Below are 24969 nucleotides of genomic sequence, written 5' to 3' on the forward strand. Positions count from 1 at the left end.
AGATGTGTTTAAGAGTCTGAGTTAATCCACCCATTGAAATTATAAGTACAGAAATCCAAATCCAACTCATTAAAGGTTTTGATTGATATCTAAGATTAAAATAATTTTGATTTTGAACAACATTAATTACTAAAAACTTATCATAAAATAGGTTTGTTTTGATATCAGCCTCACTAGTGATAATCACAGGTTGATTATAAATTCTTAGTTCAGGTTTGAATTTTTCAGTCTTATTTTTTTGATCTGTAATATCAAAATATCCAATTACAGATTCATAATTTTGTTTTTTAAATTTCTCAACTTTCTCTAAATAAATTTTTACTTTGCCATCATCATAACTTTCACCTACTTTAAGATTGGTTATTATTTCAGAAGAGAGAAAATTATTTAAAAGAACACTTAATATAAACAATCCGAAACCAAAGTGAGAGATTTTCTGAGAAATATTTTTAGTTTTATTGATAAAAAAATCTTTAAGAGTAATCAAAAAAAGAAAAAAGGCAGTACTCAATAATAAAGTATTTATCAGAAAATCTATTTTTAATTTAAAAACTAAATAAGAGCTCAAAAGTAATGAAATTACAAAAAAAGAAATTAATGAAAATTTTTCTACAAATTTCGATTTTATCCAACTTAATTTTGGTCCAATAGCCATGGCAATTAGGAAAAAAAGTAAAAATGGAGCTATGAGTTTATGATAAAAAGGTGGTCCAACAGAAATTTTTTCAGACGAAATTACATCTAAAAAAATTGGATACAGTGTTCCTATCAAAACTACTGATAAGAAATACATCATAAACCAATTATTTATTAATAGCGAAGTATCTTTACTCAACCAAAAAAAATTACTTGAGTTTCTATCTTGATTTTTATTAAAGAAAAAAAATATTACTAGAGACAATATAATTAATGAAAATAAAAATAATAAAATAAAAATACCTCTTTCAGGGTCATTAGCAAACGTATGAACTGAATTTAATATTCCTGATCTCACCAAAAAAGTTCCACTCATACTTAGAGTAAATGTGGTAATTGAAAGAATTATTACCCAAGATTTAAGTAAAGTTCTTTTTTCTAAAACTATTAAACAATGTATTAATGTAGTTAAAGCTAACCAAGGCATAAGAGATACATTTTCCACAGGATCCCAAAACCAAAAACCACCCCATCCTAATTCATAATATGCCCAAATAGATCCTAACAAGATACCAAGAGTTAAAAAAATCCAGGAAATATATGTCCATGCTTTTATGTGAGAAGCCCAAGAACTAGAAATATAATTTAAAACTGTAGCTGATAAAGCTGATGAAAAAATAATTGATGCACCCACATACCCTAAATACAAAATGGGAGGATGTATGGCTAGGGCAGGGTCTTGTAGAATTGGGTTTAAGCCAAGTCCCTCATTAGGAACTGGAAATATATGCGAGAATGGATTTGATGTTTTTATAACAAATACAAAAAATCCAAAAATGATAATCTGTTGGAATATGGTTGTTAAAATTCTATAACTTTTTATTTGTTTTTTTGAATTTAATAAAAAAATAAAAACAAATAATGTCAAAACTAATAACCACAATAATAAACTTCCTTCATGGTTTCCCCAGGTTCCAGCAATTTTATAAAATAAAGGTTTAGTGGTATGAGAGTTATTGAAAACAGTTTCATTACTAAAATCTGAAATAACAAACGAAATAATTAAACAGATAAAGCTAATTAAAATAAACAATAATTGTAAAAAACTAAAAGATATAATCTTTGTGTTTAGATTGCCTGATTTTTTATAATCAATGAATGAATAGTAAAAAATCGGAAATGAAATCAAAAATCCAAAAATTAACGAATACTTACCTATAACACTTGGTAACAATTTACTTCTCCTTCAACGCCTCTTTGACTTCAGGGGGCATATAATTCTCATCATGCTTTGCAAGTATTTTTGTTGCTGAAAAAAAATTTCTATCTTTTAAATATCCCTCTGCAACTACTCCCTTTTCTTCTTCAAATAAATTAGGCAGAACACCCATATAAGATACATTTATTTCATTTTTAAAATCAGTAATAATAAAATTCACTTGATTGGTATTCATGCTTATTGAGTTTTTTTTTACCATTCCTCCAATCCTAATTTTCTTTTTTGATAGTTCTGTAATTTCTCTTATTTCTGACGGCGATTGAAAATAAACTACGTTTTCCTCTAAAGATTTAAGAATTAGAAAAATAGTAAGGATTAAAGTAATAAAAGCTAAAGATATAAACAAAATCCTTAACTTAACCTTACGACCAAACATTTATTAAATTAAATATTTGATGCGCCAGATAATATTTCTTGATTAATTCTTTGTGTTCTAGCTTGAGCAGCTTTGCTTGTATCTAAGTTTCCAAATTTTTTTACAAATTTAGATTGTTCTTTAACGTACTGAATCTTTGTAACAATATACAAACATCCAAAACTAAAAAGAGTAAAACCAAACGCAGACCATACGTAAAGTCCGTAGCCATTCATGTTTAGTAATTCATTTATCATAATCTATCTAAGCCTTTATTTTTAATTTTTATCAGTTCTGTATTATATTTCATTAAAAAAATCAGTAGAGAAAATAGAGCAAATGCCGCAGTCATTATTCCTAAAGGAAATAACATTGAACTGTGTATTGAAGATTTAGCCAAAATATTTATTGATGCTGGTTGATGAAGTGTATTCCACCAATCAACAGAATACTTAATTATTGGAACGTTAATTATTCCAATCAAAGTAATAATCATCGAAATTTTATAAACTTTTTCTTTATCTTCATAAATTCTCCAAACAATTAAATACATTCCATAAAAAAGTAGCAAAATTAACATAGATGTAATTCTTGCATCCCACGCCCACCAAGTTCCCCAAGTCGGTTTTCCCCAAATAGATCCTGTTACAAGAGCTATTAAATTAAAAACGAACCCTGAAGGAGCCAAACTTTTTGCAATTAAAAATAAATTTTTACTTTTAAAAATAAAACCTGAAATAGATAAAATAGTTATTGATGTAAAGATACCTAACGAAATCCAAGCTGCCGGAACATGTACATACATAATTCTTACTGCATCACTTTGTTTATAATCCTCAGGAGAAAATATTAATGCTTCAGCTAATCCAATAATTAAGACGATGCAAAATAAACCAACTACATATTTTGGTAGTCTTGAGGTAACTAAAAAAATTTTATTTGGCTCAAAAATTTTAAACATTTTAGATGTATTATATTATTTTTATTTTAAGGGATATTTAATATCTAAATCTCTCTGATCAAGAATGCAGAGGGAGATAATAAGGGGTTAACGTTTAGCACTCTTGATCAGATATAATAAACATTAACAATATATGTATGACAAAGGTTTGAACCAATTATGTCTTAAAAGTGATTAATCTATTAATTTGACTGTTTAAAATAGCCAGCACCCTTTTTTCCTGAAAAAATTTCTTCTATCAGAGGGTGTTTGATTGGTTCATCAGAATCGTCAACTAAAAGATTTTGCTCTGAAACATATGCTTCATAAGTAATCTCATCATTCTCAGCTAACAAATGATAAAAAGGCTGATCTTTTCGTGGTCGTACATTTTTTGGAATAGATTGATACCATTCTTCAGAATTATTAAATTCAAAATCAACATCATAAATGACACCTCTAAAATCAAAGTGTTTATGTTTTACAATTTCGCCAATTGAGAATTTAGCTTTTTGAATTGCCATTGACTTTAGTATGGGTATTTAAAATTAAAAATCAATATCAAAAATTTTAAGGTTTTGTGAAATTGTGGATATGTTAGTATCTTGATGTGAATAAATCTTTTATAAAATTTTTAATTGATTTTGGGCCTTTAGTAATATTTTTTTACTTTTATTATGACAGTGGTAAAGATTTAAAAATTGCTATTCCACCATTTATTGTCGCAACCCTATTAGCTTTAGCAATTATGTGGGTGTTAGAAAAAACTATTCCTAAAGTTCCATTGTTAAGTGGAATTTTAATTACTTTTTTTGGTGGTTTAACAATCTACTTCGATAATCCAGTTTTTATTTATATTAAACCTACAATTATAAACATTCTATTTGGCTTAGCTTTGATATTTGGGAAATATTTCACAAAAGAGCCAGTTCTAAAAAAATTGATGGGAAAATCTATTGCTTTAACAGAGGAAGGTTGGGAAGTTTTAAATAAAAGATGGGTTTATTTTTTCTTTGGACTTGCTTTATTAAATGAAATTGTCTGGAGAACTCAATCAGAAGAATTTTGGGTAAATTTTAAAGTATGGGGTTTGCTGCCTATCACTTTTATATTCACAGCTTTTCAAATTGGTTTGATAAATAAATATAAAATTAATGAATAGAAATTTAAGACTTGTAGTAAATAACTCTAATCAAAAACAGATTGAGGAAAAATATTTTTTTGAAAAAGAGGAACTTAAAATTATTTTAGACTTATATGCTAAAATGGTTTCGGAGGGTTCATGGCGTGATTATGGTTTAAGCATTTCCAGCAAGCAGGTAGGTTTTAGTGTTTTTAAAAATGCTGCAGAGAATGCTCTATATAAAATTTGTAAAAATTTTAAGCCAAAAAATCCTAATCTTAGATATTCAATAACAGATGTAAGCGGTAAAATTTTAAAAAATTCTTACGACTTAAAATCTCTCTTAAAAAACACCAATTGGAAAAAACTACAGAAATAATGATTATCTTCTTTGACCAAAAAGTCTTAGAAGCATTATCATTAAGTTGATGAAGTCTAGGTATAGTGTTAATGCACCCATTACAGCTTTCTTACCCATCAACTCACCTGAGTCACTTGCAACATACATGTTCTTAATTTTTTGCGTATCGTAAGCTGTTAAACCTACAAAAATTAGAACACCTAATACAGATATTACAAAGTACATCATAGACGACTTCATAAAAATATTTACTAATGAAGCTATGATTATACCAATTAGACCCATCATCAAAAAAGAACCAAACTTTGTTAAATCTCTTTTTGTTGTGTAACCATAGATGCTCATTGCACCAAAAGTAGCAGCTGTAATAAAAAATACTCTTGCAATACTTGCGCCTGTGTACACAAGCAATATTGAAGATAAAGATAAACCCATTAGTCCAGCATAAACCCAAAATAAAGTTTGAGCTTTTGCAAAACCCATTTTGTTAATTCCAAAACTCATATAAAATACGATTGCTAAAGGAGCTAACATCACCACCCACATCAAAGCAGAATTATAAATCGCATTTCCAAATCCAGTTAAAACTATTCCTGTGCTTGAAACTGACACAACTGCCATTTTAAAAGTTATTAACGAGACTATTCCAGTCAATAAAATTCCAGTTGCCATGTAATTGTAAACTTTAAGCATGTAGGCTCTTAAACCTTCATCCATTACCGCAGTAGCTTGTTGAGCCTGTTGCGATTTAATCATATTTTCTCTATCTAAATTCATATAATATATATAATGTTAGAATAACAATTATTCAAGACACCATAAAATATTAACAAAACATTAGTAAATAAAGATGAATTATAAAAAACTAGGAAATACTGACATTGACGTTAGCACAATTTGTCTCGGTACAATGACTTGGGGTGAACAAAATACTCAAGAAGAAGGTTTTGAACAAATGGATTTTGCATTGGACCAAGGGGTAAATTTTTGGGATACGGCAGAATTATATGCTGTCCCACCAAAAGAAGAAACTTTTGGTCATACTGAAATAGTAATTGGAAATTGGTTTGAAAAAACAAAAAAAAGAGACAAAGTAATATTAGCAACAAAAGTAGCTGGACCGGCAAGAGATTACATTAGAAATGGTGAAAATAATTATGGAATTAAGAATATAACAATTGCTTTAAATGACAGTCTTAAAAGATTAAAGACCGATTACATAGACCTTTACCAACTACATTGGCCTGAAAGAAAAACAAATATGTTTGGTCGTTTAGGTTATGAGCATAAAGAAGATGATAACTGGAATAAGTTTGAAGATGTTCTTGGAAATTTACAAAAATTTGTGAAAGAAGGAAAAATAAGAGAGGTAGGACTTTCTAATGAAACTCCTTGGGGAGTGAATAAATGCCTTCAGCTTTCAAGAGAAAATAATTTACCAAGAATGATGTCTATTCAAAATCCGTATAGCTTATTAAATAGATCTTATGAAGTTGGATTAGCAGAAATCTCTATAAGAGATGAAATTGGATTGTTAGCTTATTCTCCATTAGCAAGTGGCTATCTAACTGGGAAATATAGAAACAACCAAATGCCTAAAAATTCTAGATTAGAGAGGGATGGTGATTTTTGGACGAGATACAATAAACCCAATACAACTAAAGCCGTTGAAGCTTATTATGAAATTTCAAAAAAACATAACATCGATTTTACGCAAATGTCTTTAAAATTTTGTGAAATCCAACCATTTATGACTAGTGTAATAATAGGAGCAACTACAATGGAACAGTTGAAAACTAATATAGAAAGTGTAAATGTAAAATTAACTGATGAAGTTATTGAAGAAATTAATGAAGTTCAAAAAATTTACCCTAACCCATGCCCATGATTAAAAAAGTTTTAACCCAATTATTTTTTATTTTTATTTTAAGTACATTTCAAAGTTTTGCTGAAGAAGTAAAAAAGGTTGGAAAATACAAAGATTGGGAAACGATGGTTTTGGTTGAAGCTACTGGAAATACGTGTTTTGCACAATCGTCTCCTGTTTTACAAGCACCAAAATCTAATAAAAGAGATGCAAGATTATTTGTAAGTTTTAGACCTGGAGATAAAATTGCGGATGAGATTAGCACTACACCAGGGTATGAATTTAATAAAAACAATAAAGTAATTGCAACATCTGGAAAAAATAAATTTAATTTTGATATTAAACAACAAGGTTTTGCCTGGATGACAAGTAATAAAAATGAAAAAAAAATGATCAAAGTGATGATGAAAGGTTCAAGAATTATGGTAACTGGATTTAATGCTAAAGGGTCACAAACAATCGATCATTACTCACTACTAGGATTTACTAAAGCATATAAAGCTGCAAAAAGTGCTTGTAGTTAATTAAATGAATTCTAAGAAAAAAATTGTATTAGCCTACTCTGGCGGCTTAGATACATCTATTATTTTAAAATGGCTTCAAGAAAATTATAATGCTGAAGTTATTTGCTACACTGCAGATGTGGGGCAAGAAATAGATAGAAAAAAAATCTTTAGAAATGCAAAAAAGCTAGGTGTTAAAAATATCATTATTCAAGATCTTAAAGATATTTTTGTAAAAGATTATGTTTATCCAATGATTCGGGGACACGCTATTTATGAAGGTGTTTATTTATTAGGTACTTCAATTGCAAGGCCACTCATTGCAAAAGATCAGATTAGAGTTGCAAAAAAATATAAAGCTTATGCTGTATCACACGGAGCCACTGGAAAAGGGAATGATCAAGTTAGATTCGAATTGGGTTATCATTATTTTGGTCCTAAAATAAAAGTAATTGCTCCTTGGAGAATATGGAATTTAAAATCAAGAACTGATTTAATTAATTATGCTAAGAAAAATAATATTGAAATACCAAAAGATAAAAAAGGAGCACCACCCTTTTCAGTAGATGATAATTTATTTCATACTTCAACTGAAGGTAAGGCTTTGGAAGATCCAAAAAATTTTGCACCAGAATTTATATTTCAAAGAACAGTGTCTCCTGAAAAAGCTCCAAACAAGCCCTCTTTTGTGATGATAAATTTCAAGAATGGAGATCCTATTGGTGTTAATGGAAAAAAATTAAGCCCTTCTAAATTATTACAGAAACTTAATTTAATTGCTGGAAAAAATGGTATTGGAAGAGTTGATTTAGTTGAGAATAGATTTTTAGGAATTAAGTCTCGTGGAGTATATGAAACACCTGGTGGAACTCTTTTAATTATCGCACATAGAGCAATTGAGTCTGTAACGCTAGATAAGGAAACTATGCATAAAAAAGATGCAATTATGTCTAGATATGCAGAACTAATTTACAATGGATATTGGTTTTCAAAAGAAAGAATCAAGCTTCAAAAAATTGTTGATTTAAAAAGAAGCAAAGTAAATGGCTCTGTGAAGTTAAAACTTTATAAAGGTAATGTGATAATTCATTCAAGAATTACAAAAAGTAATGCCTATTCAATGAAAAAAGTGTCCTTTGAAGAAAATAAATCTTTTAATAAGAAAAATGTTGAAAGATTTATAAATTTTCACAAAACAAAACTATAATAAAAAATATTATGAATTTTATTCCTACAAGAGCTTCAGCTCTAGAAAAATTAAATTATTTCATTGAAAATGGATTGAAAGATTATTCAAAAGCCAGAAACTTTGATTATGGGCCTGATAAAAGAGACAATACATCTTGTCTTTCACCCTATATTTCACATGGTGCTATAAATGAAATCGAGGTTATTAAAAAATCACTAAATAAATTTTCTTTTTCAAAAAATGAAAAATTTATTCAAGAAGTTTTATGGAGAACATATTGGAAAGGGTGGTTAGAATTACGTCCAAATGTATGGACAGATTTTTTAGTAGAATTAAATTCAATAAAAAACAAATACAAGGATAATGAAAATTATCTTAATGCTATTGAAGGTAATACAAATATTGAATGTTTTAATTATTGGGTAAAAGAACTAAAAAATACAAATTATCTACACAATCATACTAGGATGTGGTTTGCTAGTATTTGGATTTTTACATTAGACCTACCTTGGCAGCTGGGAGCTGAATTTTTTTTAAAACATTTATTAGATGGAGATCCAGCTTCAAATACGCTTGGATGGCGATGGGTTGCGGGTATACAAACTCAAGGAAAACATTATTTGGCTTCTGAATGGAATATTAAAAAATTTACTAATAATAGATTTAATCAAATAAAGCTAAACGAAAACGCTACTCCTAAAATTAGTGAAAAAACGTATACAATAATTAAACAAAATTTTACCAATCCATCAATTGATGAACAAAAAACTTTGGTAATTTTTGATAATAATCTTTCCTTTGAAAGTTCAAATTTCACTGACACTCAATTTAAAAAAATTATTCTAATTAAACAAAATAATGAAAATAGAGAAATAAAGTTAAGTGAAAACGTAGTGAAATTTAAGGAGCATTTAAATGAAGATCAAAAAAAACGTTTAGAACAAAAAAATATTGAATGTCAAATATTAGACATCAATGATTTAAAAAATATTGATGAGGATTTCTATATTTTATATCCATCAATTGGAGAAAGTTTGGATTTTTTAATAAAGCTTAATCTTAAAAATTATAAATTTTTATACAGAGGCTTAGACTCTTTTTCTTGGCAATTCTGTAACAAAGGTTTTTTTAATTTTAAAAATCATATTCCTAAAATCGTAAGCAAGTTTACATAAAATATGAAAATTAAAGTTTACGCAGATACAATATGTGGCTGGTGTTTTATAGGTCAAACAAACCTAGAAAAAGCATTAGAAGATTACAAAAATAAAAAGATAGAAGTTGAACACGTGCCTTTTCAACTAAATCCTGATATGCCTGAAAGTGGAATATCAAGAAGAGATTATCTAAAAATTAAATTTGGTGGTAAGGAATTAGCGGCCCCAATGTATGCATCAATGACACAAAAAGCAAAAGAAGTTGGATTAAATTTAAATTTAGAAAAAATAATTAAAACGCCAAATACTGTTCTTTCACATTTACTGATTTTATTAGCAAAGGACAGTGGAAAAGAAAATGAAATCAAAAAAGAGATTTATACAAGCTACTTTATAATGGGTGAAGATATTGGTGACGAAAACGTATTATTTAAAATAGCTGAACAAAATAATATTTCAAAAGAAAAAGTTATTAATTATTTTTCAGGAAATAATAAAAATAAAATTTATTCTTATCAAAACATAGCAAAGGAAAAAAATATTTCAGGGGTTCCTTTTTTTGAAATTAATGGTCAATGTGTATCAGGTGCACAAAGCTCTGAATATTTAAAAGATTTTATTAAAGAAAATTTAAACTAAAATTTTAACTTTTTAATTTGTTTGGAATTTTTAAAATTTGATGGCTTTAAAAAAGCCTGATAACCTTTTTTAATCTTATTCCAATCTTTATCAATGATAGCATACCAAGAGGTATCCCTATTTCTCTTTTTATAGATTGTAGCCTGTCTAAAAACTCCTTCAAATTTAAAACCTAATCTTAATGCAGCTTTATTAGATCTTTTATTAAGACTATCACATTTCCATTCATATCTTCTATACCCCAAGATTTCGAAAGCGTTCTTCATCATAAGGAACATAGCTTCAGTCGCTTCAACTGTTTTTTGTAAATTTTTAGCATATGTTATCCAACCCACTTCGATCGTTCCTACCTCAGGTGTAATTCTTAAATAACTTGCTAATCCACAATAAGTTTTAAGTTTTTTTGAATAGATAGAATAAAAGAAAGGATTTCCAGATAACTTTTCTGTTGTTAGATATTTTTTAAACGAAGAAAAAGATTTATAAGGACCTGTTGGCATATAGATCCAATCAATTCCCTCTTTATCAATTGAAAAATTTTCATAGAGATCTTTTGCATGTTTCTTAACATTTACAGGCTCTAAAACACAATACTTACCAACTAATTTTTTTTTAGTTGGATATTTTGCTTTTTTAAATTTTACAGGAAACCCTATTTTATATTTTTTCACAATATCTTTTTAAAATTCTCATAGAGTGATCGAGAATATTCATTCATATCTTTCATATTATCTTTAGCTGCTTGGTCAAATTTTTCTAAAGCTCCCTCACCTAATTGCTCCTCTAAAGCTTTTTTATATTCAGGAACACACCCCCATTCATTTACTGTTGTGTCTTTAATTTCGATATGAAATTGAATTCCATATGCATGATTTTGATATTTAAAAATTTGAAATTTTGTAACTGGAGATGAGGCAATTAATGTTACATCTTTATTGTTTTCAATTCCTTGAACTTCATAAGAGTGCCACTGAAGACTTTTAATTTGATCAGGAAATTCATTAAAAAGCTTATCATTAACTTTTTCTTTACTAAAATTAATATCCATAATTCCAATCTCTGCTGGATTAGACTTAACCACTTTGCCACCAACTACTTCACCTAAAAGCTGACAACCTAAACAGAATCCTAAATATGGTTTTTTTAAATCAACAACAAATTCTTTTATTCTTTTCTTTTCATCTATTAACCAGGGATATTGATCCTCCATGTAAGTATCCATTGGTCCACCCATACAAAACATTCCATCAAATTTACTTAGATCGTTGGGTATTTTTTCTCCCTCATCTAATTCTATGGTTGTTAACTTAAAACCATCAGCTAACATTAGATTTTTAATGTAGCCTGGGTCTTCAATTTTAATGTGTTGCAAAACGAGAATGTTCATTTTTTTATTTTAAACCAGAGCATTTCTTTGAACAATATTTTACTTTATCCCAATTTAGCTTCCATTTTTTTCTCCATACAAATGGTCTTTTACAGACGGGACAAATTTTTGAGGGTAAGTTTTGTTTCTTCAAGCTAATATTCTTTATAATTTGTTTTCCAAAGATCTAAAGCTTCTTCCCATGATGGTATTTCGTTACTCTCAAAACCATAAGTTGAACCTGTAGCAATTGAACTAAACTCTTTCATGGCTTTCGAGTGAGTTATTCCATGAATATATTCCATCATATAATTTCTGTCTTTCCATGCTGTTAAAGTGTGTTTGTATCCATCAACTTCTTTAACTTCACAAAATAAATTACCATCAGCTTTTTGAGCTGCTCTAAAAGATGGAATTGCTAACATCCAAAATTTGATTTTAGAGAGAAAATTTTTTGGTTTTAGGCCTGTGATTGAAATATACATATTAATTAGTATTTAATTTAATAAATTTATCAGCTTCAGATAAAATCATTTTTTTTCTATCTGTTTTCATTTTATCAAAAATTCTTACCATCATTGATAGCCTTGGATTTGTAAGGAAAAATTTTCTATTTCTATCAATAAATCTCCAGTAAAGACCATCCATTATATTGCACCAATCACCTTTTTTAAAATCCATCATTTTCATAAAATAGCTTGATCCACAAATATAAGGTTTGGTCGCAAAAATTCCACCATCACTAAATAAACCCATTCCATAAACATTTGGAACCATCACCCAATCAGATGAATCCACAAACATTTCCATAAACCATTTGTAGACAATTGTTGGTTTGATTTCACAAAGATTCATAATGTTTGAGAGGATCATTAGTCTTTCTATATGGTGTGACCATCCATAATCTTTTGCATTTTTAATTGCATAGTCTAATGGTGGAAGTCCAGTTGTTCCTTCGTACCAACTCTTTTTCATTTTTCTATTTTGATTAAAAAAATTTTTAGTTTCCATTTCTTTTGAATAGCCCTGATAAATTCCTCTCATAAATTCTCTCCATCCAATGACTTGTCTCACGTAGCCCTCAAGTGAGTTCATTCTAATTTTATTTTTTTTATGAAAGTCTAAAATTTTTTTAATAATGAATTCAGGCGTGATTATTCCCAAATTAATATAAGGACTTAAAGCACTATGAAACAAAATATTATCTTTCTGATCAACTGCATCTTCATAGTCACCAAATAAGTTTGATTTCTCTTTAATAAAAAAATTCAATAACTTTAAAACATCATCATATTCAGTTGCAAACCAGAACTGATTTGTATTGCCTGGGTGATCTTTAAAATTTTTTTCAATTATTGGTTTTAACTTTTTTGTATGTGGAGTTTCATTGATATTTGGAAATTTAGGAATTGATATGTTTTTTGGTAATTTATTTCTATTGTCTTCATCAAAACTCCATTTACCACCTTGTGGATTGCCTTGTTTATCCATCAATATATTAAGCTCTCTCCTAGTATCTTTGTAAAATGTTGCCATAAACGGCTTTTTAGATTTGTTTAGATATTTTTTAAAATTGTCTCTCGAATTAAGAAACATTGGAGTTTGAACAATATTCCATTTTATTTTTTCTTTTTTAAAAAAATTTGAAACTTTGTTTTCAAAAAATTTATCTTCTATTTCAAAACTTGTAACTTCAGTAATTTTTTTTGATTTAATTATTGATTTTAATTTATCAGTGTAACTTGATTTGAAAGTTTTATTGGTAATATCTAAATATTCTGTTTTAAATTTATCTTTTCTAAGTCTATCCAAATATGATCGCATTGATGACAAAAATAATAATATTTTTTGCTTATGATGTTTTTCATATGTACAAAGTTCGTAATCCTCTGCTAAAAAAAATAAGTGATCTTTTTTAAATTTATCTAAATAATTTAATGGAAATAATTGGTTGCCAAGTATAAAAAACAATTTCATAATTAAATATAACTAAAATAAATTTATATGTCAGATAAATATATTATCTTTGGTGCAACTGGTTCAATTGGTTCTAGTTTAGCAAAAAAATTAAAAGATTCCGGTCATGACATACATCTAGTTGCAAGAAATGAAGAAAGTGTTCAACAATTAGCAAGTCAACTTGATTGTGCATATACAGTTGCGGATGTTCTAGAAAATAACTTTATTGAAAAAGTAAAATCTGACATTCCTGAAGCAAAAGGTGTTGCTTATTGTGTGGGTTCAATAGATCTTAAACCTGTTAGAATGATCAAAGAGCAAGATTTAAACAATTGTATGAAGTTAAATCTTTATTCAGCAGTTGAAGCTTTAAAAGGTTATCAAGAAAGTTTAAAAAAAAATAAAGGTTCTATTGTTTTATTTTCTACAGTAGCAGCTCAACGTGGTTTTACTAATCACGCAATTATTGCATCTGCTAAAGCGGCCGTTGAAGGTTTAACAGTTTCTCTTGCTGCAGAATTTGCGCCCAATATTAGAGTAAATTGTATAGCTCCAAGTTTAACAAATTCAAAAATAGCTGAACCAATGTTAAAAAATAAAGTTTTAGCAGAAGGTATTGCAAAAGCACATCCGCTAAAAAGATTAGGTGAAGGACAAGACTCAGCGGCACTTGCGAAATTTTTACTTACAGATGAAAGTTCTTGGATGACTGGTCAAATCATTGCTGTCGATGGTGGTAGATCAAAACTTTCTTAAAGTGAAAAAATATTTTCTTATACTATTCTTTTTGTTCTTTTGTTCTGAAAAAAGTTTTTCAAAAAACTTATCATTTACTAAAATTACAAATCTTGATGAGCCTTGGGGATCATCTTTTATTAATGAAAACGAATTAATCATAACTGAAAAAAATGGACAAATTAAAATTGTTAACGTTTCAAATGGTAATACAGAAATTGTAAATCATAATTTAAATTATACAGTATCTGGTCAAGGTGGACTTTTAGATATTCTCTATCAAAATAATCAATTATGGATTTCCTACACGGAAGATAGAGGGAATTGGAAGACAAGCACTTCAATAGCTAAAGCAACATTAGATAAAAAAAATTTAAATTTTAAAAATATATTTCAAGCAAACCCACCAATAGACTCTGGTTATCATTTTGGATCAAGATTGGCTATAAAGGATAATTATTTGTTTGCGTCAGCTGGTGAAAGAGGTGGTGGTATGATTGCTCAAGATCCAACCAACCATCCTGGAAGTATTATTAGAATTTATTTAGATGGTAGTATTCCAAAAGATAATCCTAAATTTGAGGGTAAATCAAATTGGTTACCCGAAATTTATCAAATTGGTGTTCGTAATCCACAAGGACTTACCTATTCTTCTTTTGATGGAAAAATTTATGCAAGCAACCATGGTGCTAGAGGTGGTGATTGGTTTGGAGAAATTAAAAAAGGTGAAAATTATGGTTGGAAAATTTTAGGCTGGGGTGGAAAAAATTATTCTGGAATTCCAATTGGACCAAAATGGAAACCAGGTTTTACAAAGGCAATTCAATATTGGGTTCCATCTATTGCTACAAGTGCTATCACAATTTACAAAGGAAATGAGTTTAAAGAATGGAATGGCCACGCTTTAATCACGTCACTAAAAGACAAATCTTTAAGAAAATTAATCTTCAATGATTTAGAAAATGTTCTAGAAGAAATAATTTTTAAGGATAAGATTGGAAGAATTAGAGATATTCAAGTTCATCCAAACAATGGTAAAATTTATTTTTTATCTGAAAATAATTTATGGCTTATGGAAAAAAATTGATTAAATTTTTTTTCTAATTGGAATTATTTTTTATAATTGTATTAATTTAACAATGGCAGAAAAACCTTATCATCATTTACCAGATGGAACTTTTAGAAATCCTGAAGGATCACCTGTTAGAGCTAATGATATAAAGTTTTCCTATAGAACATTTATTAAAGAAAAAAAGAAAATTGATATTACTGTTCCCAAAGATCATGTCATTGATAAAAAAACAGTTAAAGAAAATTTAGATAAATTTAAAGATGACGATTATATTGCTTGGATAGGGCATGCTACATTCTTAATTAAATTAGGTGAAACAACAATCATTACTGATCCAGTTTTTTCAAAGAATGCAGGTCCTTTAATATTTGGTCCAAAAAGATATGTTGAGCCTGCTATTCAGTTAAAAGAAATTCCAAAAACAGATGTGTTTCTACTTACACACAATCATTATGACCACCAGGATATGTCAACCATAAGAAAATTTCCTTATAAAGATGCAAAGGTTTTGCTCCCTCTTAAACTTGGCAAGTATTTCAGAAAATTTAAAGATGTTAATGAAATGGACTGGTATGATGAAATACAAATTAACAAAGATTTAAAGATTACATTATTACCTGCTGTTCACTGGTCGAAGAGAAGTCTAACTGATACCAATAAAACATTATGGGGAAATTTTTTAATTGAATATAAAAACAAAAAAATATTTTTTGCATGTGATACTGGATATGGAAACATCTATAAAGATCTTGGACAAGAATATGGACCAATGGATTTATCAATGATTAATATAGGAGCATATGATTTTAGACCAATGTTTGACAAGTCGATTTATCATACAACTCCTGAAGAGGCTCTTAATATTGCTAAAGATTTAAAAAGTAAAAAAGTTTTGGGAACCCACTGGGGTACTTTTGTTTTATCATTAGAACCTATAATGGAACCTCGAATGAGATTTAAAGATAGTGCTGAAAAATTTGGTTTTAATAAAGAGGATGCTATTATCTTTAAAATTGGTGAAATAAGTCCACTTAAAAAATTATTAAATTATAATTAATTATCTAGAATTTTTTTTTTCGCTTTATCAAATTCTTCTTGGGTCAAAACCCCATCTTTAAGAAGATTATTTAAATTAGCTAACTCTGAACTAAGATTATTATTTGTGTTAGTAGTGTTGGTATCTAATTCTGATTGAGGTTGATCTATCTCTTCATCTTGATTTTTTTTTGGTGCAAACTCAACCTTAGCTTTGAAACCTTTCATTATTGCTGAGCCACCTAAATAAAAAACAAAACCAAGAATTGGTAGTGCTAATCCAAAAAAAATTATTTTTTCCATTAATTAATCCTCATCCTCATCTTCGTTTCTCCAACCTTTTTCGTACATTAAATAACCTGCCAATATTACTGCAAAAGTTCCTGCTATCATACCATAATCAAAACCAACTTGTTTTCCATAAAGATACCAACCAAGTTGTGTTGCTCCTATTGGAACAGCCGTAAGCAATATCATGATTATAGCAATTCTATATTCATACTTTGGCTTCTTCATTTTGAAACATTATCAAAGTAAAGAGAAAATATTTGATCAATACAGTCGTTGAGACAATTAAACTTTTTTAAAAAGTCCTTATTTTTGGGATCTTTTAAAACACTCAATAGTATTTTTTAACAAACAAGCAATTGTCATTGGCCCCACCCCACCCGGAACAGGAGTTAGAGCTTTTGCATTTTTTGAAACTTCATCAAAAGCAACATCGCCAACAATACCATTATCTGTCTTGTTAATTCCTACATCAATTACGATTGCATCTTTTTTAACCCAATCCCCTTTAACTAATTCTGGAATTCCAACCGCAGCTACAATAATATCTGCCTCTAAACACTCTGCTTTAAGATCTTTGGTTCTTGAATGGGTAATAGTTACTGTACAATTTTCTTTTAAAAGTAATTGAGTCATTGGTTTTCCATTTAAATTTGATCTTCCAACAACTACTGCTTTTTTTCCACTTAAGTTTGGCTCAATTTTTTTAATTAATAAATAACATCCAAGTGGTGTGCAAGGTACAGAACTTTCATATCCAGATGATAGATTTCCAACATTCATTGGATGAAAACCATCAACGTCTTTTGATGGTGAGATTGCTTCTATCACTTTTTGTTTATCAATATGTTTTGGTAAAGGTAACTGAACTAATATACCAGAGACACTATCATCTTTATTAAGCTCATCAATTTTATCTAATACAGTTTTCTCCTCAACATTTTCTGGGTATCTAATTACTTCTGATTTTAATCCAACCTCTGTAGCAGATTTTTCTTTGTTTCTTACGTAAATTTTGCTTGGTGCCAACTCTCCAATTAATATTACAGTTAGTCCAGGAACTTTATTATGTTTGCTTTTTAGCTCCGTAACTTCTTGTTTAAGTTCTTCTCTTAGTTCAGCTGCTGCTTTTTTTCCGTCTATTAAAATCATAAATTAAAAAATTAATGGTGCGATGTAGAGCTTCATACACATTTCTATAAACCAAATCAACAAAAGTAATATAATTGGAGATATGTCTAATGATCCCAGGTTAGGTAGAAATCTTCTTATCTTTACTAAAATTGGATCAGTTAATCGGTAAGTAAGTTCTAAAATAGCATAAACAAATCTATTTCCTGTATTAAGAACGTTAAAAGCTATTAACCAGCTTATAACAACATTTGCTACAACTACATAAGAATAAAGCTTTAAAATTTGTAAAACTAAATAGAATATAGCGATCATTTTTTTTCGACATAAATTGATTGGCTCGGGAACGCAAATGATGCTTTATTTCCTTCAACTATTTCTTTAATTTTTATTGCTAATCTTTCTTTTACTGAAAGCCAATCATTCCAACTTCTACTATTTGTAAAGCAACGGACATACATATCGATTGAACTGTCTGAAAATTTATCAACTCTAACTGCAACACCAACCTTGGTATCAAAGTCTTTGTTTTCTAATATATATTTCTCAATTTCATTTCTAATAGTTTTAAGTTGTTCAACTGTGGTGTCGTATTGCAATGTGATATTCCAACTAATCAACCAGTTTGATGTTTCACTTACGTTTACAACTGCATTTTCAGCAAATTGAAAGTTTGGAATTATTGCTAGAGATTTATCAAATTTTCTGATTGTCGTGGATCTAAATCCAATTTTTTCAACTATACCTTCAATAACTCCATCAACAGAAATCCAGTCACCAATTTTAAATCTTTTTTCAACTAAAACCAAAATACCAGAAATTAAATTTTTAAATAAATCTTGAGCACCAAGAGCAACTGCAACACCAAATAATCCTAAACCTGCAATGATTGGTCCTATTTTTATTCCCCATAATTCTAAAACTGCTGCAAGACCTAAAATAAAAATTAAAATCTTTAATGATTTGATAATCCAACCAATTAACTCTCTAGTTAAAATTTGATCTAAACCACTTAAGATATAAGAAATAGGTTCTATAATTTGGTGTATGACCCAAAAAATAAGAATGGTAATTAATGTTCTATTTATAGTATCTACAACTTCCCTGCCTTCAACTGAAAATGTCATGTAATAACTTGCAATAAAGAAACCTAAGACAATTGGCAAAAATCTTGCTGGACCCACCATTGATTTAACAAATGTATCATCTAGTTTGTTTGTGGTTCTTTTAGAAATTAATTCTAACTTTTTAATTATTAATTTACTTATGATTCCTCTAAATATTAAAAATAAAAGAAAAATTCCTACTCCAATTAAAATTTGAAAAATATCTACACCAAGAATTCCCTTGTTCCAAACTGACAAAAAGATATCTGAAAAATTATTAAATAATTCCATAATTAAATTTTATATAACAAAAACTCTTCTTCTCCAGGATTAAAAAGAAAAATTTTTTTCCATTTTATCTCATTAAGTATTGTAGAGGCTTTTTCGCCCATACACATTAAGTTTGTATCCATCCAATCATCTTTCAAGCCTGAATTATTAATGAATTTCAAAAAACTTTTCGCACTATTTTCAGAATAAATATAAACAATATTTGGTATTTTTTCTTTTAATTCTTTTATAAAATTTCTATCGTTAAAATGATTATGACTAGTTTTGTAATTAATTAATCTATCAATATTGTACCCTTTGTTTTTTAAATCTTTGTCTAATTCATAAGCAATAGTTTCGCCGCTGATATATAGTAATTTACCATCTGAAGTATCAAAGTTATTTTGAATAATTTCTATCAAACTATTAACACTTCCTTCAGCTGGTATTACATTTTGAAATCCTAGCGAGCGAATTTTTCTTTCAGTTGACGGTCCTACTGAAAAACATTTAATATCTTTATTAATATTTTTTATGTCTAGAAATTTAATTGAATTAGAGCTTGAAAAAATAAATGCATCATAACTATCAAAATTGAAATTTTCATGATTTACTTTTTCTATATTCAATAATGGTAAATGGGATACATCATGACCTAATGATTTAAATTTTTTTATCATTTCAATACTGTCTTCTATTGGTCTAGTTAATAAAATATGCATTATTTTTTTTTGTAACTATCTTTTGATTTTTCTTTTAGAATTCTACCAACCTCTATACCTAGTTTTTCACAATTTAAAATATTTGAACTTTTTTTTTCATAAAATCTTTGTGTGCCATCTAAAGAAAATAATTCTGCCTCAAGAGTTATTTTGTCTTCTTCAATTATAGAATGTACACCAATAGCAGTTTCACAATCACCATCTAAAACTTTTAATACATTTCTTTCTGTGAGTGCTCTTAATTTTGTTTGGTGATCGTTTACTTTATTGAGTGTTGTTTTAATTTCCTGATCATCTGACCTACATTGTAGCGCAATGATACCTTGTCCTGCACTTGGTAATATTTCAGATACAGAAAATGTTTGAGAGATTCTACCATTTAAACTTAAAGCATCCAATCCTGCATAAGATAATACAATCGCATCATATTGGCCTTCATCTAGTTTTTCAATTCTTGTGTTAACATTTCCTCTTATCAATTTACTTTCTAAGTCATTTCTAATTTTTTTTATTTGAAACTCTCTTCTATATGACGAAGTACCTACAATTGCATTGGAATCTAGTTCACCAATTTTTTTATTATTTTTAGTAATAAGAACTTCTCTTGGATCATTTCTTTCTAAGAAACAATTAGTTGTTAATCCCTCTGTTTCTATAGCTGGCATATCTTTTAAAGCATGAACAGCAATATCAATTTTATTATCCAATAATTCTTGTTCAATATTTTTAGAAAATAATCCTTTTCCACCAACTTCTGATAATCTTTTATCTTGTACTTGATCGCCTCTTGTAATTATTTCTTTTATTTGGATGTCATCAGCAACTAAACTTGTGTTATTTAATAAACTCCTTTTTGCTTTATGGGCATACAATAAAGCTAGTTTGCTACCTCTACTTCCTATAATTATTTTTTTCATAGTTTTACTTTTGTAATAGTTTTACTATTAATAATAATAATTTGTATGAGTAAAAAACCCATAATTCTTGGTATCGAGTCCAGTTGTGATGAAACTGCTGCTGCAATTGTAACTGAAAATGATCAAAATCAACCAGTTGCATTGTCTAATATTGTTTCAAGTCAAACAAATGTTCATAAAGAATTTGGTGGAGTAGTGCCTGAATTAGCAGCAAGATCTCATTTAGAAAAAATAGATCTTATAACCAAAAAAGCAATTGAGGATAGTGGAATTAAATTTGGCGATATTGATGCTGTAGCATCTACAGCCGGTCCTGGGTTGGTGGTTTGTTTATCTGTTGGTTTAAGTTTTGGTAAAGCATTTGCGAATTCTCTACACAAACCCTTTATTGCTATAAATCATTTAGAAGGTCATGCATTAAGTCCAAAACTAAATTCTAACTTAGATTATCCATATTTGTTGTTGTTAATTTCTGGAGGACATAGTCAATATCTAGTCGTTGAGGGGCTCAATAAATATAAAAGAATTGGAACAACTATAGATGATGCTCTTGGAGAGGCATTTGATAAAACTGCAAAATTAATTGGTATTGAGTTTCCTGGTGGCCCTCAAATTGAAATTTTAGCTGAAAAAGGAAATAAGGAAAGATTTGATCTACCAAAACCAATTTTTAATCGAGGTGGATGTAATTTATCTTTTGCAGGGTTAAAAACAGCTATTTTAAAAATTTCAAAAGAAATTAAAAATGAACAAGACAAATTTGATATTGCAGCTTCATTTCAAAACACTATTGAGCAAATTATGTATAAAAAAACTAATATAGCTTTTGATGAATATGAAAAAATAAATAATACAAAAGACAACATTTTTGTAATAGCAGGTGGTGTAGCAGCTAACAAAAACTTGAGAGAAATGTTCAAAACAATTTGTAATGAAAGAGGTTTTAAATCTATTTTTCCGCCAATTGAATTATGTGGTGACAATGCTGCAATGATTGGTTTGGTGGGATTAGAAAAATATAAATTAGGTTTATTAGATGAATTAAACTTTCCAGCAAAACCAAGATGGCAATTAGATGAGGTGGCAAGTTTTCTTAAAGGTGCGGGAGTTAAAATATAATGAACTATTGGTTATTAAAATCAGAACCAGATGTTTGGTCAATTGATCAACAGATTAAATCTGGCTCTAAAGGTGCGCCATGGGACGGTGTAAGAAATTATCAAGCAGCTAATAATTTAAGATCAATGAAAAAAGGTGATCTTTGTTTTTTTTATCACTCTAACATTGGAAAAGAAATTGTTGGTATAGTTGAGGTTATTAAAGAGGCTTACTTAGACAAAACAGATAAAACTGGGAGGTTTGTTGCTATTACAGTTAAATTTAAAGAGAAATTAAAAAAATCAGTAACGCTTGAAGAAATCAAAAAAAATAAGGAATTAAGCCAATTATCATTAATTAAACAAAGTAGATTATCAGTAATGAGTATAGACTCTAAAAGCTGGAAAATTCTTCTAAGAATGAGTAAAACATAGCCATGCCAAAAAAGAAAAAAACAAAATCTAAAAAAAAATCTTCTAAAAGAACAAAAAAGAGAAAACCAACTAAAAGGGTTTCTAAAAAATCAAAAAAAGTTTCCAAAAGTAAAAAAGTAAAAAAAATAAAATCGAAAAAAAGAAAGAAAATCTCAAAAAAATCAGAAGGTTTTGATCAAGAGTTAGTAATCAAAACAAGATCTGAATGGATTAAAAGAAGTTTGGCTAATAAAGCTCAATATACAAAAAAATATAACGAGTCTATAAAAAACAATAATGAATTTTGGGCTAAAGAAGGAAAAAGGATTAGTTGGATCAAACCATATACGAAAATTAAAGATGTAAAATACAGCACATCAGAAGTTAGAATAAAATGGTTTGAAGATGGAACTTTAAATGCCTCTGCAAACTGCATCGATAGACATTTAAAAGATAAAGGTGATGAAACAGCAATTATTTGGGTGGGTGATGATCCAAAAGACTCCCAAAAGATTTCTTATAAACAACTACACCAAAAGGTTTCAAAAGCTGCAAATGGATTAAAAAAACTAGGTATAAAAAAAGGTGATAGAGTAACTATATATTTAACAATGGTGCCTGAACTAGCAGTTATAATGTTAGCATGTACAAGAATAGGTGCAATTCATTCAATTATTTTTGGAGGTTTTTCTGCAGATTCAATTTCAGGAAGAGTAAATGATTGCGAGTCAGAATACATCATTACTGCTGATGAAGGAGTAAGGGGTGGAAAAACAATTCCTTTAAAAGAAATTACAGATGAGGCTTTAAGAAGTTGTCCAAATGTTAAAAAATGCATTGTTGTTAAAAGAACAGGTAACTCTGTAAGTTGGGATTACGATAGAGATGTATGGTACCATGAATTAATTAAAGATGTTCCATCGCATTGTGAACCTGAGGAGATGAACGCTGAAGATCCAATGTTCATACTTTATACATCAGGATCAACAGGAAAACCTAAAGGAGTTCTTCATACAACAGGTGGATACATGGTCTATGCTTCAATGACTCATGAATACATATTTAACTATCAACCAAAAGATATTTATTGGTGTACAGCTGATATTGGATGGGTAACTGGTCATAGTTATATTATTTATGGACCTCTAGCTAATGGAGCGACAACAATTATGTTTGAAGGAATTCCTACATATCCTGATAGCTCGCGTTGGTGGCAAATCATTGATAAATATAAAGTAAATATATTTTATACTGCACCTACAGCAATTAGAGCCTTAATGAGAGAAGGCGATGGACCAGTTAAGAAAACTTCAAGGAAAACATTAAAGCTATTAGGAACAGTTGGTGAACCAATTAATCCTGAAGCATGGATGTGGTATTATAAAACAGTTGGCAATTCAAAGTCACCAATTGTGGATACGTGGTGGCAAACTGAAACTGGGGGTATTATGATTGCTCCACAAACAGGTGCAATTAACTTAAAACCTGGCTCTGCTACAAAGCCATTTTATGGAATAAAGCCATCACTAGTTGATAAAGATGGAAACGAGATTAAAGGTCCAGGTGAAGGTCGATTGTGTATTTCACAATCATGGCCTGGTCAAATGAGAACTGTATATGGTGATCATCAAAGATTTATAGACACTTATTTTTCTCAATTTGATGGAAAATACTTTACAGGTGATGGATGCAGAAGAGATAAAGATGGCTACTACTGGATAACTGGAAGAGTTGATGATGTTATTATTGTTTCAGGACACAATCTTGGAACAGCTGAAATTGAAAGTGCATTTGTTGCTCATCCAAAAGTAGCTGAAGCTGCAGTAGTTGGCTACCCACATGATATAAAGGGTAATGGATTATATTGCTATGTTACTTTAAATGCAGGAGAACAAGAAAATGGGGAGCTCGAGAGAGATTTAAAACTTTGGGTAAGAAAGCAAATTGGACCTTTAGCAACTCCAGACATAATTCACTTTTCACCAGGCTTACCGAAAACAAGATCTGGAAAAATTATGAGAAGAATTTTAAGAAAAATTGCAGCAAATGAACATGATCAACTAGGAGATACTACAACACTAGCAGATCCGTCTGTAGTTGACAGTTTGGTTGAAAATAGAAAAAATATTTAAAACTCAATTCTCTCACTAAATTCTTTTTTAATGATATCCCATTTAAGTATCATTGAATTTAAAACAATTTTACGATCCAAATTTTTTAATTCTTCAGCAATCGGAGCCCACTCATATAATGATAGAGCACTTGGATTGAATGGATAATCATTAATTTGATTATCCCAATCTATATTTTTTAATCTTTCTAAAAATGATTTTCGGCACTTTTCATTTAAGTCTTGCGGCATTTGATTTGATAATTCGTCATCTAAAATTTTATTAAAGATTTCATCAACTTTATCAAAATCTTGAAAGTTAAAATTAATTTTTAAATATGAAAATACATAAAAAGTTAAATCTTGAAGAGAAACTGCATAAATATTCCACTTTGCAAGATTAACTGACTTCATAAACTCATCATTTTCAAAATGTAAAACGTATCTTGTTCCCATTCTTGTTTTTAAATAACTATAAAGGGTAACTTGTGCTACCCATGCTGATTTAGTTTGAATAAACTCTTCTAAATCATTTAAATTTTTTAGTTTTTTCTTTGGAATAAAGGCTTTAAACAAACCAAAAAGATAAATTTTGAAATCTGAAAATTTCAAATCACGCCATGTTAATTTGTATTTTGACATAAAATCTTAAATTTTTAACAGTTTTAGACTAAAATGTCCCTATTTTGAGCAATTTT

At 28.8% G+C, this 24969-nt stretch carries 32 protein-coding genes; 13 read left to right on the top strand and 19 right to left on the bottom strand.

Annotated features, from left to right (window positions below; translation table 11 throughout):
* The 5 genes from ACTT9D_RS02200 to hspQ all read right to left on the bottom strand — a co-directional run.
* Positions 1-1870, bottom strand: a 1870-nt coding sequence (locus tag ACTT9D_RS02200; protein WP_440930242.1) for a heme lyase CcmF/NrfE family subunit, incomplete at its 3' end; no start/stop codon positions are given.
* A gap of 1 nt (position 1871) precedes the next feature.
* Positions 1872-2291, bottom strand: a complete 420-nt coding sequence (ccmE, locus tag ACTT9D_RS02205) for a cytochrome c maturation protein CcmE (RefSeq protein ID WP_440930243.1) — start codon at positions 2289-2291, stop codon at positions 1872-1874.
* Positions 2292-2299: 8 nt separating this feature from the next.
* Positions 2300-2527, bottom strand: a complete 228-nt coding sequence (gene ccmD / locus ACTT9D_RS02210) for a heme exporter protein CcmD (protein ID WP_440930244.1) — start codon at positions 2525-2527, stop codon at positions 2300-2302.
* A complete protein-coding gene (ccmC, locus tag ACTT9D_RS02215) occupies positions 2524-3231 on the bottom strand; it encodes a heme ABC transporter permease CcmC (RefSeq protein ID WP_014954003.1) in 708 nt (235 codons plus the stop codon). The genes ccmD and ccmC overlap by 4 nt, the downstream gene beginning before the upstream one ends.
* Before the next feature lie 182 nt (positions 3232-3413).
* Positions 3414-3734 carry a heat shock protein HspQ gene (gene hspQ / locus ACTT9D_RS02220; protein ID WP_014954002.1) on the bottom strand — a complete coding sequence of 107 codons (321 nt, stop codon included), beginning with the start codon at positions 3732-3734 and terminating at the stop codon, positions 3414-3416.
* An 86-nt stretch (positions 3735-3820) separates the two neighbouring features.
* On the opposite strand from hspQ, the gene ACTT9D_RS02225 reads away from it, so the two are divergent.
* Positions 3821-4372 carry a septation protein A gene (locus ACTT9D_RS02225; RefSeq protein WP_440930245.1) on the top strand — a complete coding sequence of 184 codons (552 nt, stop codon included), beginning with the start codon at positions 3821-3823 and terminating at the stop codon, positions 4370-4372.
* Positions 4365-4712: a DUF2794 domain-containing protein gene (locus tag ACTT9D_RS02230; protein ID WP_014954000.1), complete on the top strand. Its 348-nt coding sequence runs from the start codon at positions 4365-4367 to the stop codon at positions 4710-4712. Before ACTT9D_RS02225 ends, ACTT9D_RS02230 begins: the two co-directional genes overlap by 8 nt.
* A gap of 3 nt (positions 4713-4715) precedes the next feature.
* Here the strand turns inward: ACTT9D_RS02230 and ACTT9D_RS02235 are convergent, their stop codons facing one another.
* Positions 4716-5471 (bottom strand): Bax inhibitor-1/YccA family protein, encoded by a 756-nt coding sequence (locus tag ACTT9D_RS02235; protein ID WP_440930246.1) that lies wholly within the window; start codon positions 5469-5471, stop codon positions 4716-4718.
* A gap of 73 nt (positions 5472-5544) precedes the next feature.
* Here ACTT9D_RS02235 and ACTT9D_RS02240 point away from each other — a divergent pair, with 73 nt between their 5' ends.
* From ACTT9D_RS02240 to ACTT9D_RS02260, 5 genes are read left to right on the top strand one after another with little or no spacing between them, the layout of a single operon-like run.
* Positions 5545-6582: an aldo/keto reductase gene (locus ACTT9D_RS02240; protein WP_440930247.1), complete on the top strand. Its 1038-nt coding sequence runs from the start codon at positions 5545-5547 to the stop codon at positions 6580-6582.
* Positions 6579-7085 (top strand): invasion associated locus B family protein, encoded by a 507-nt coding sequence (locus ACTT9D_RS02245; protein ID WP_440930248.1) that lies wholly within the window; start codon positions 6579-6581, stop codon positions 7083-7085. Before ACTT9D_RS02240 ends, ACTT9D_RS02245 begins: the two co-directional genes overlap by 4 nt.
* 4 nt (positions 7086-7089) lie before the next feature.
* The gene (locus ACTT9D_RS02250) at positions 7090-8271 is read left to right on the top strand and encodes an argininosuccinate synthase (protein ID WP_440930249.1); all 1182 of its coding nucleotides are present in this window, start codon (positions 7090-7092) and stop codon (positions 8269-8271) included.
* 11 nt (positions 8272-8282) lie between these two features.
* Positions 8283-9428 carry an FAD-binding domain-containing protein gene (locus ACTT9D_RS02255; RefSeq protein WP_440930250.1) on the top strand — a complete coding sequence of 382 codons (1146 nt, stop codon included), beginning with the start codon at positions 8283-8285 and terminating at the stop codon, positions 9426-9428.
* Between the two features lie 3 nt (positions 9429-9431).
* On the top strand, positions 9432-10049 hold the full coding sequence (locus ACTT9D_RS02260; RefSeq protein ID WP_440930251.1) for a DsbA family oxidoreductase: 618 nt from the start codon (positions 9432-9434) through the stop codon (positions 10047-10049).
* On the opposite strand, the gene ACTT9D_RS02265 is transcribed toward ACTT9D_RS02260, so the two are convergent.
* From ACTT9D_RS02265 to ACTT9D_RS02285, 5 genes are read right to left on the bottom strand one after another with little or no spacing between them, the layout of a single operon-like run.
* Positions 10046-10720, bottom strand: a complete 675-nt coding sequence (locus ACTT9D_RS02265) for a GNAT family N-acetyltransferase (protein ID WP_440930252.1) — start codon at positions 10718-10720, stop codon at positions 10046-10048. The genes ACTT9D_RS02260 and ACTT9D_RS02265 overlap by 4 nt on opposite strands.
* Complete coding sequence (locus tag ACTT9D_RS02270; protein ID WP_440930253.1) at positions 10717-11436, bottom strand: type 1 glutamine amidotransferase; 720 nt, start codon at positions 11434-11436, stop codon at positions 10717-10719. The genes ACTT9D_RS02265 and ACTT9D_RS02270 overlap by 4 nt, the downstream gene beginning before the upstream one ends.
* Positions 11437-11440: 4 nt before the next feature.
* The gene (locus ACTT9D_RS02275) at positions 11441-11569 is read right to left on the bottom strand and encodes a DUF2256 domain-containing protein (protein WP_440930254.1); all 129 of its coding nucleotides are present in this window, start codon (positions 11567-11569) and stop codon (positions 11441-11443) included.
* A 1-nt stretch (position 11570) separates the two neighbouring features.
* A complete protein-coding gene (locus ACTT9D_RS02280) occupies positions 11571-11900 on the bottom strand; it encodes a hypothetical protein (RefSeq protein WP_440930255.1) in 330 nt (109 codons plus the stop codon).
* Position 11901: 1 nt separating this feature from the next.
* On the bottom strand, positions 11902-13392 hold the full coding sequence (locus ACTT9D_RS02285) for a cryptochrome/photolyase family protein (protein ID WP_440930256.1): 1491 nt from the start codon (positions 13390-13392) through the stop codon (positions 11902-11904).
* A 27-nt stretch (positions 13393-13419) separates the two neighbouring features.
* Between ACTT9D_RS02285 and ACTT9D_RS02290 the strand changes: the two genes are divergently transcribed.
* From ACTT9D_RS02290 to ACTT9D_RS02300, 3 genes are read left to right on the top strand one after another with little or no spacing between them, the layout of a single operon-like run.
* Positions 13420-14130 carry an SDR family NAD(P)-dependent oxidoreductase gene (locus ACTT9D_RS02290; protein WP_440930257.1) on the top strand — a complete coding sequence of 237 codons (711 nt, stop codon included), beginning with the start codon at positions 13420-13422 and terminating at the stop codon, positions 14128-14130.
* A complete protein-coding gene (locus ACTT9D_RS02295) occupies positions 14105-15196 on the top strand; it encodes a PQQ-dependent sugar dehydrogenase (protein ID WP_440930258.1) in 1092 nt (363 codons plus the stop codon). The genes ACTT9D_RS02290 and ACTT9D_RS02295 overlap by 26 nt, the downstream gene beginning before the upstream one ends.
* Positions 15197-15248: 52 nt before the next feature.
* On the top strand, positions 15249-16238 hold the full coding sequence (locus tag ACTT9D_RS02300; protein WP_440930259.1) for an MBL fold metallo-hydrolase: 990 nt from the start codon (positions 15249-15251) through the stop codon (positions 16236-16238).
* Here the strand turns inward: ACTT9D_RS02300 and ACTT9D_RS02305 are convergent.
* The 7 genes from ACTT9D_RS02305 to hemC form a co-directional block, all read right to left on the bottom strand.
* Positions 16235-16519 carry an SHOCT domain-containing protein gene (locus ACTT9D_RS02305; protein ID WP_440930260.1) on the bottom strand — a complete coding sequence of 95 codons (285 nt, stop codon included), beginning with the start codon at positions 16517-16519 and terminating at the stop codon, positions 16235-16237. The two genes, ACTT9D_RS02300 and ACTT9D_RS02305, sit on opposite strands and share 4 nt — an antisense overlap.
* 3 nt (positions 16520-16522) lie before the next feature.
* Positions 16523-16732, bottom strand: a complete 210-nt coding sequence (locus tag ACTT9D_RS02310; RefSeq protein ID WP_014953981.1) for a hypothetical protein — start codon at positions 16730-16732, stop codon at positions 16523-16525.
* A gap of 78 nt (positions 16733-16810) precedes the next feature.
* Entirely contained in the window at positions 16811-17656 is an 846-nt protein-coding gene (folD, locus tag ACTT9D_RS02315; protein ID WP_440930261.1) for a bifunctional methylenetetrahydrofolate dehydrogenase/methenyltetrahydrofolate cyclohydrolase FolD, read from the bottom strand.
* A gap of 3 nt (positions 17657-17659) precedes the next feature.
* Positions 17660-17950, bottom strand: a complete 291-nt coding sequence (locus ACTT9D_RS02320) for a YggT family protein (protein ID WP_440930262.1) — start codon at positions 17948-17950, stop codon at positions 17660-17662.
* A complete protein-coding gene (locus ACTT9D_RS02325) occupies positions 17947-19032 on the bottom strand; it encodes a mechanosensitive ion channel family protein (protein WP_440930263.1) in 1086 nt (361 codons plus the stop codon). The genes ACTT9D_RS02320 and ACTT9D_RS02325 overlap by 4 nt, the downstream gene beginning before the upstream one ends.
* Positions 19033-19034: 2 nt before the next feature.
* Positions 19035-19733, bottom strand: coding sequence for a uroporphyrinogen-III synthase (locus ACTT9D_RS02330; protein ID WP_440930264.1), 699 nt, complete (start codon positions 19731-19733; stop codon positions 19035-19037).
* Positions 19733-20650, bottom strand: coding sequence for a hydroxymethylbilane synthase (gene hemC / locus ACTT9D_RS02335; protein ID WP_440930265.1), 918 nt, complete (start codon positions 20648-20650; stop codon positions 19733-19735). The genes ACTT9D_RS02330 and hemC overlap by 1 nt, the downstream gene beginning before the upstream one ends.
* A gap of 45 nt (positions 20651-20695) precedes the next feature.
* Between hemC and tsaD the strand changes: the two genes are divergently transcribed.
* The 3 genes from tsaD to acs are packed head-to-tail and all read left to right on the top strand — an operon-like array spanning position 20696 to position 24293.
* Complete coding sequence (gene tsaD / locus ACTT9D_RS02340) at positions 20696-21769, top strand: tRNA (adenosine(37)-N6)-threonylcarbamoyltransferase complex transferase subunit TsaD (RefSeq protein ID WP_440930266.1); 1074 nt, start codon at positions 20696-20698, stop codon at positions 21767-21769.
* Entirely contained in the window at positions 21769-22182 is a 414-nt protein-coding gene (locus tag ACTT9D_RS02345) for an EVE domain-containing protein (RefSeq protein WP_440930267.1), read from the top strand. The genes tsaD and ACTT9D_RS02345 overlap by 1 nt, the downstream gene beginning before the upstream one ends.
* A 2-nt stretch (positions 22183-22184) precedes the next feature.
* Entirely contained in the window at positions 22185-24293 is a 2109-nt protein-coding gene (gene acs / locus ACTT9D_RS02350) for an acetate--CoA ligase (RefSeq protein WP_440930268.1), read from the top strand.
* On the opposite strand, the gene ACTT9D_RS02355 is transcribed toward acs, so the two are convergent.
* Positions 24290-24913, bottom strand: a complete 624-nt coding sequence (locus ACTT9D_RS02355; protein WP_440930269.1) for an esterase — start codon at positions 24911-24913, stop codon at positions 24290-24292. The genes acs and ACTT9D_RS02355 overlap by 4 nt on opposite strands.
* Between the last annotated feature and the right edge of the window lie 56 nt (positions 24914-24969).

The sequence above is a fragment of the Candidatus Pelagibacter sp. genome (assembly GCF_052049815.1).
In the GTDB taxonomy this organism is placed as follows: domain Bacteria; phylum Pseudomonadota; class Alphaproteobacteria; order Pelagibacterales; family Pelagibacteraceae; genus Pelagibacter.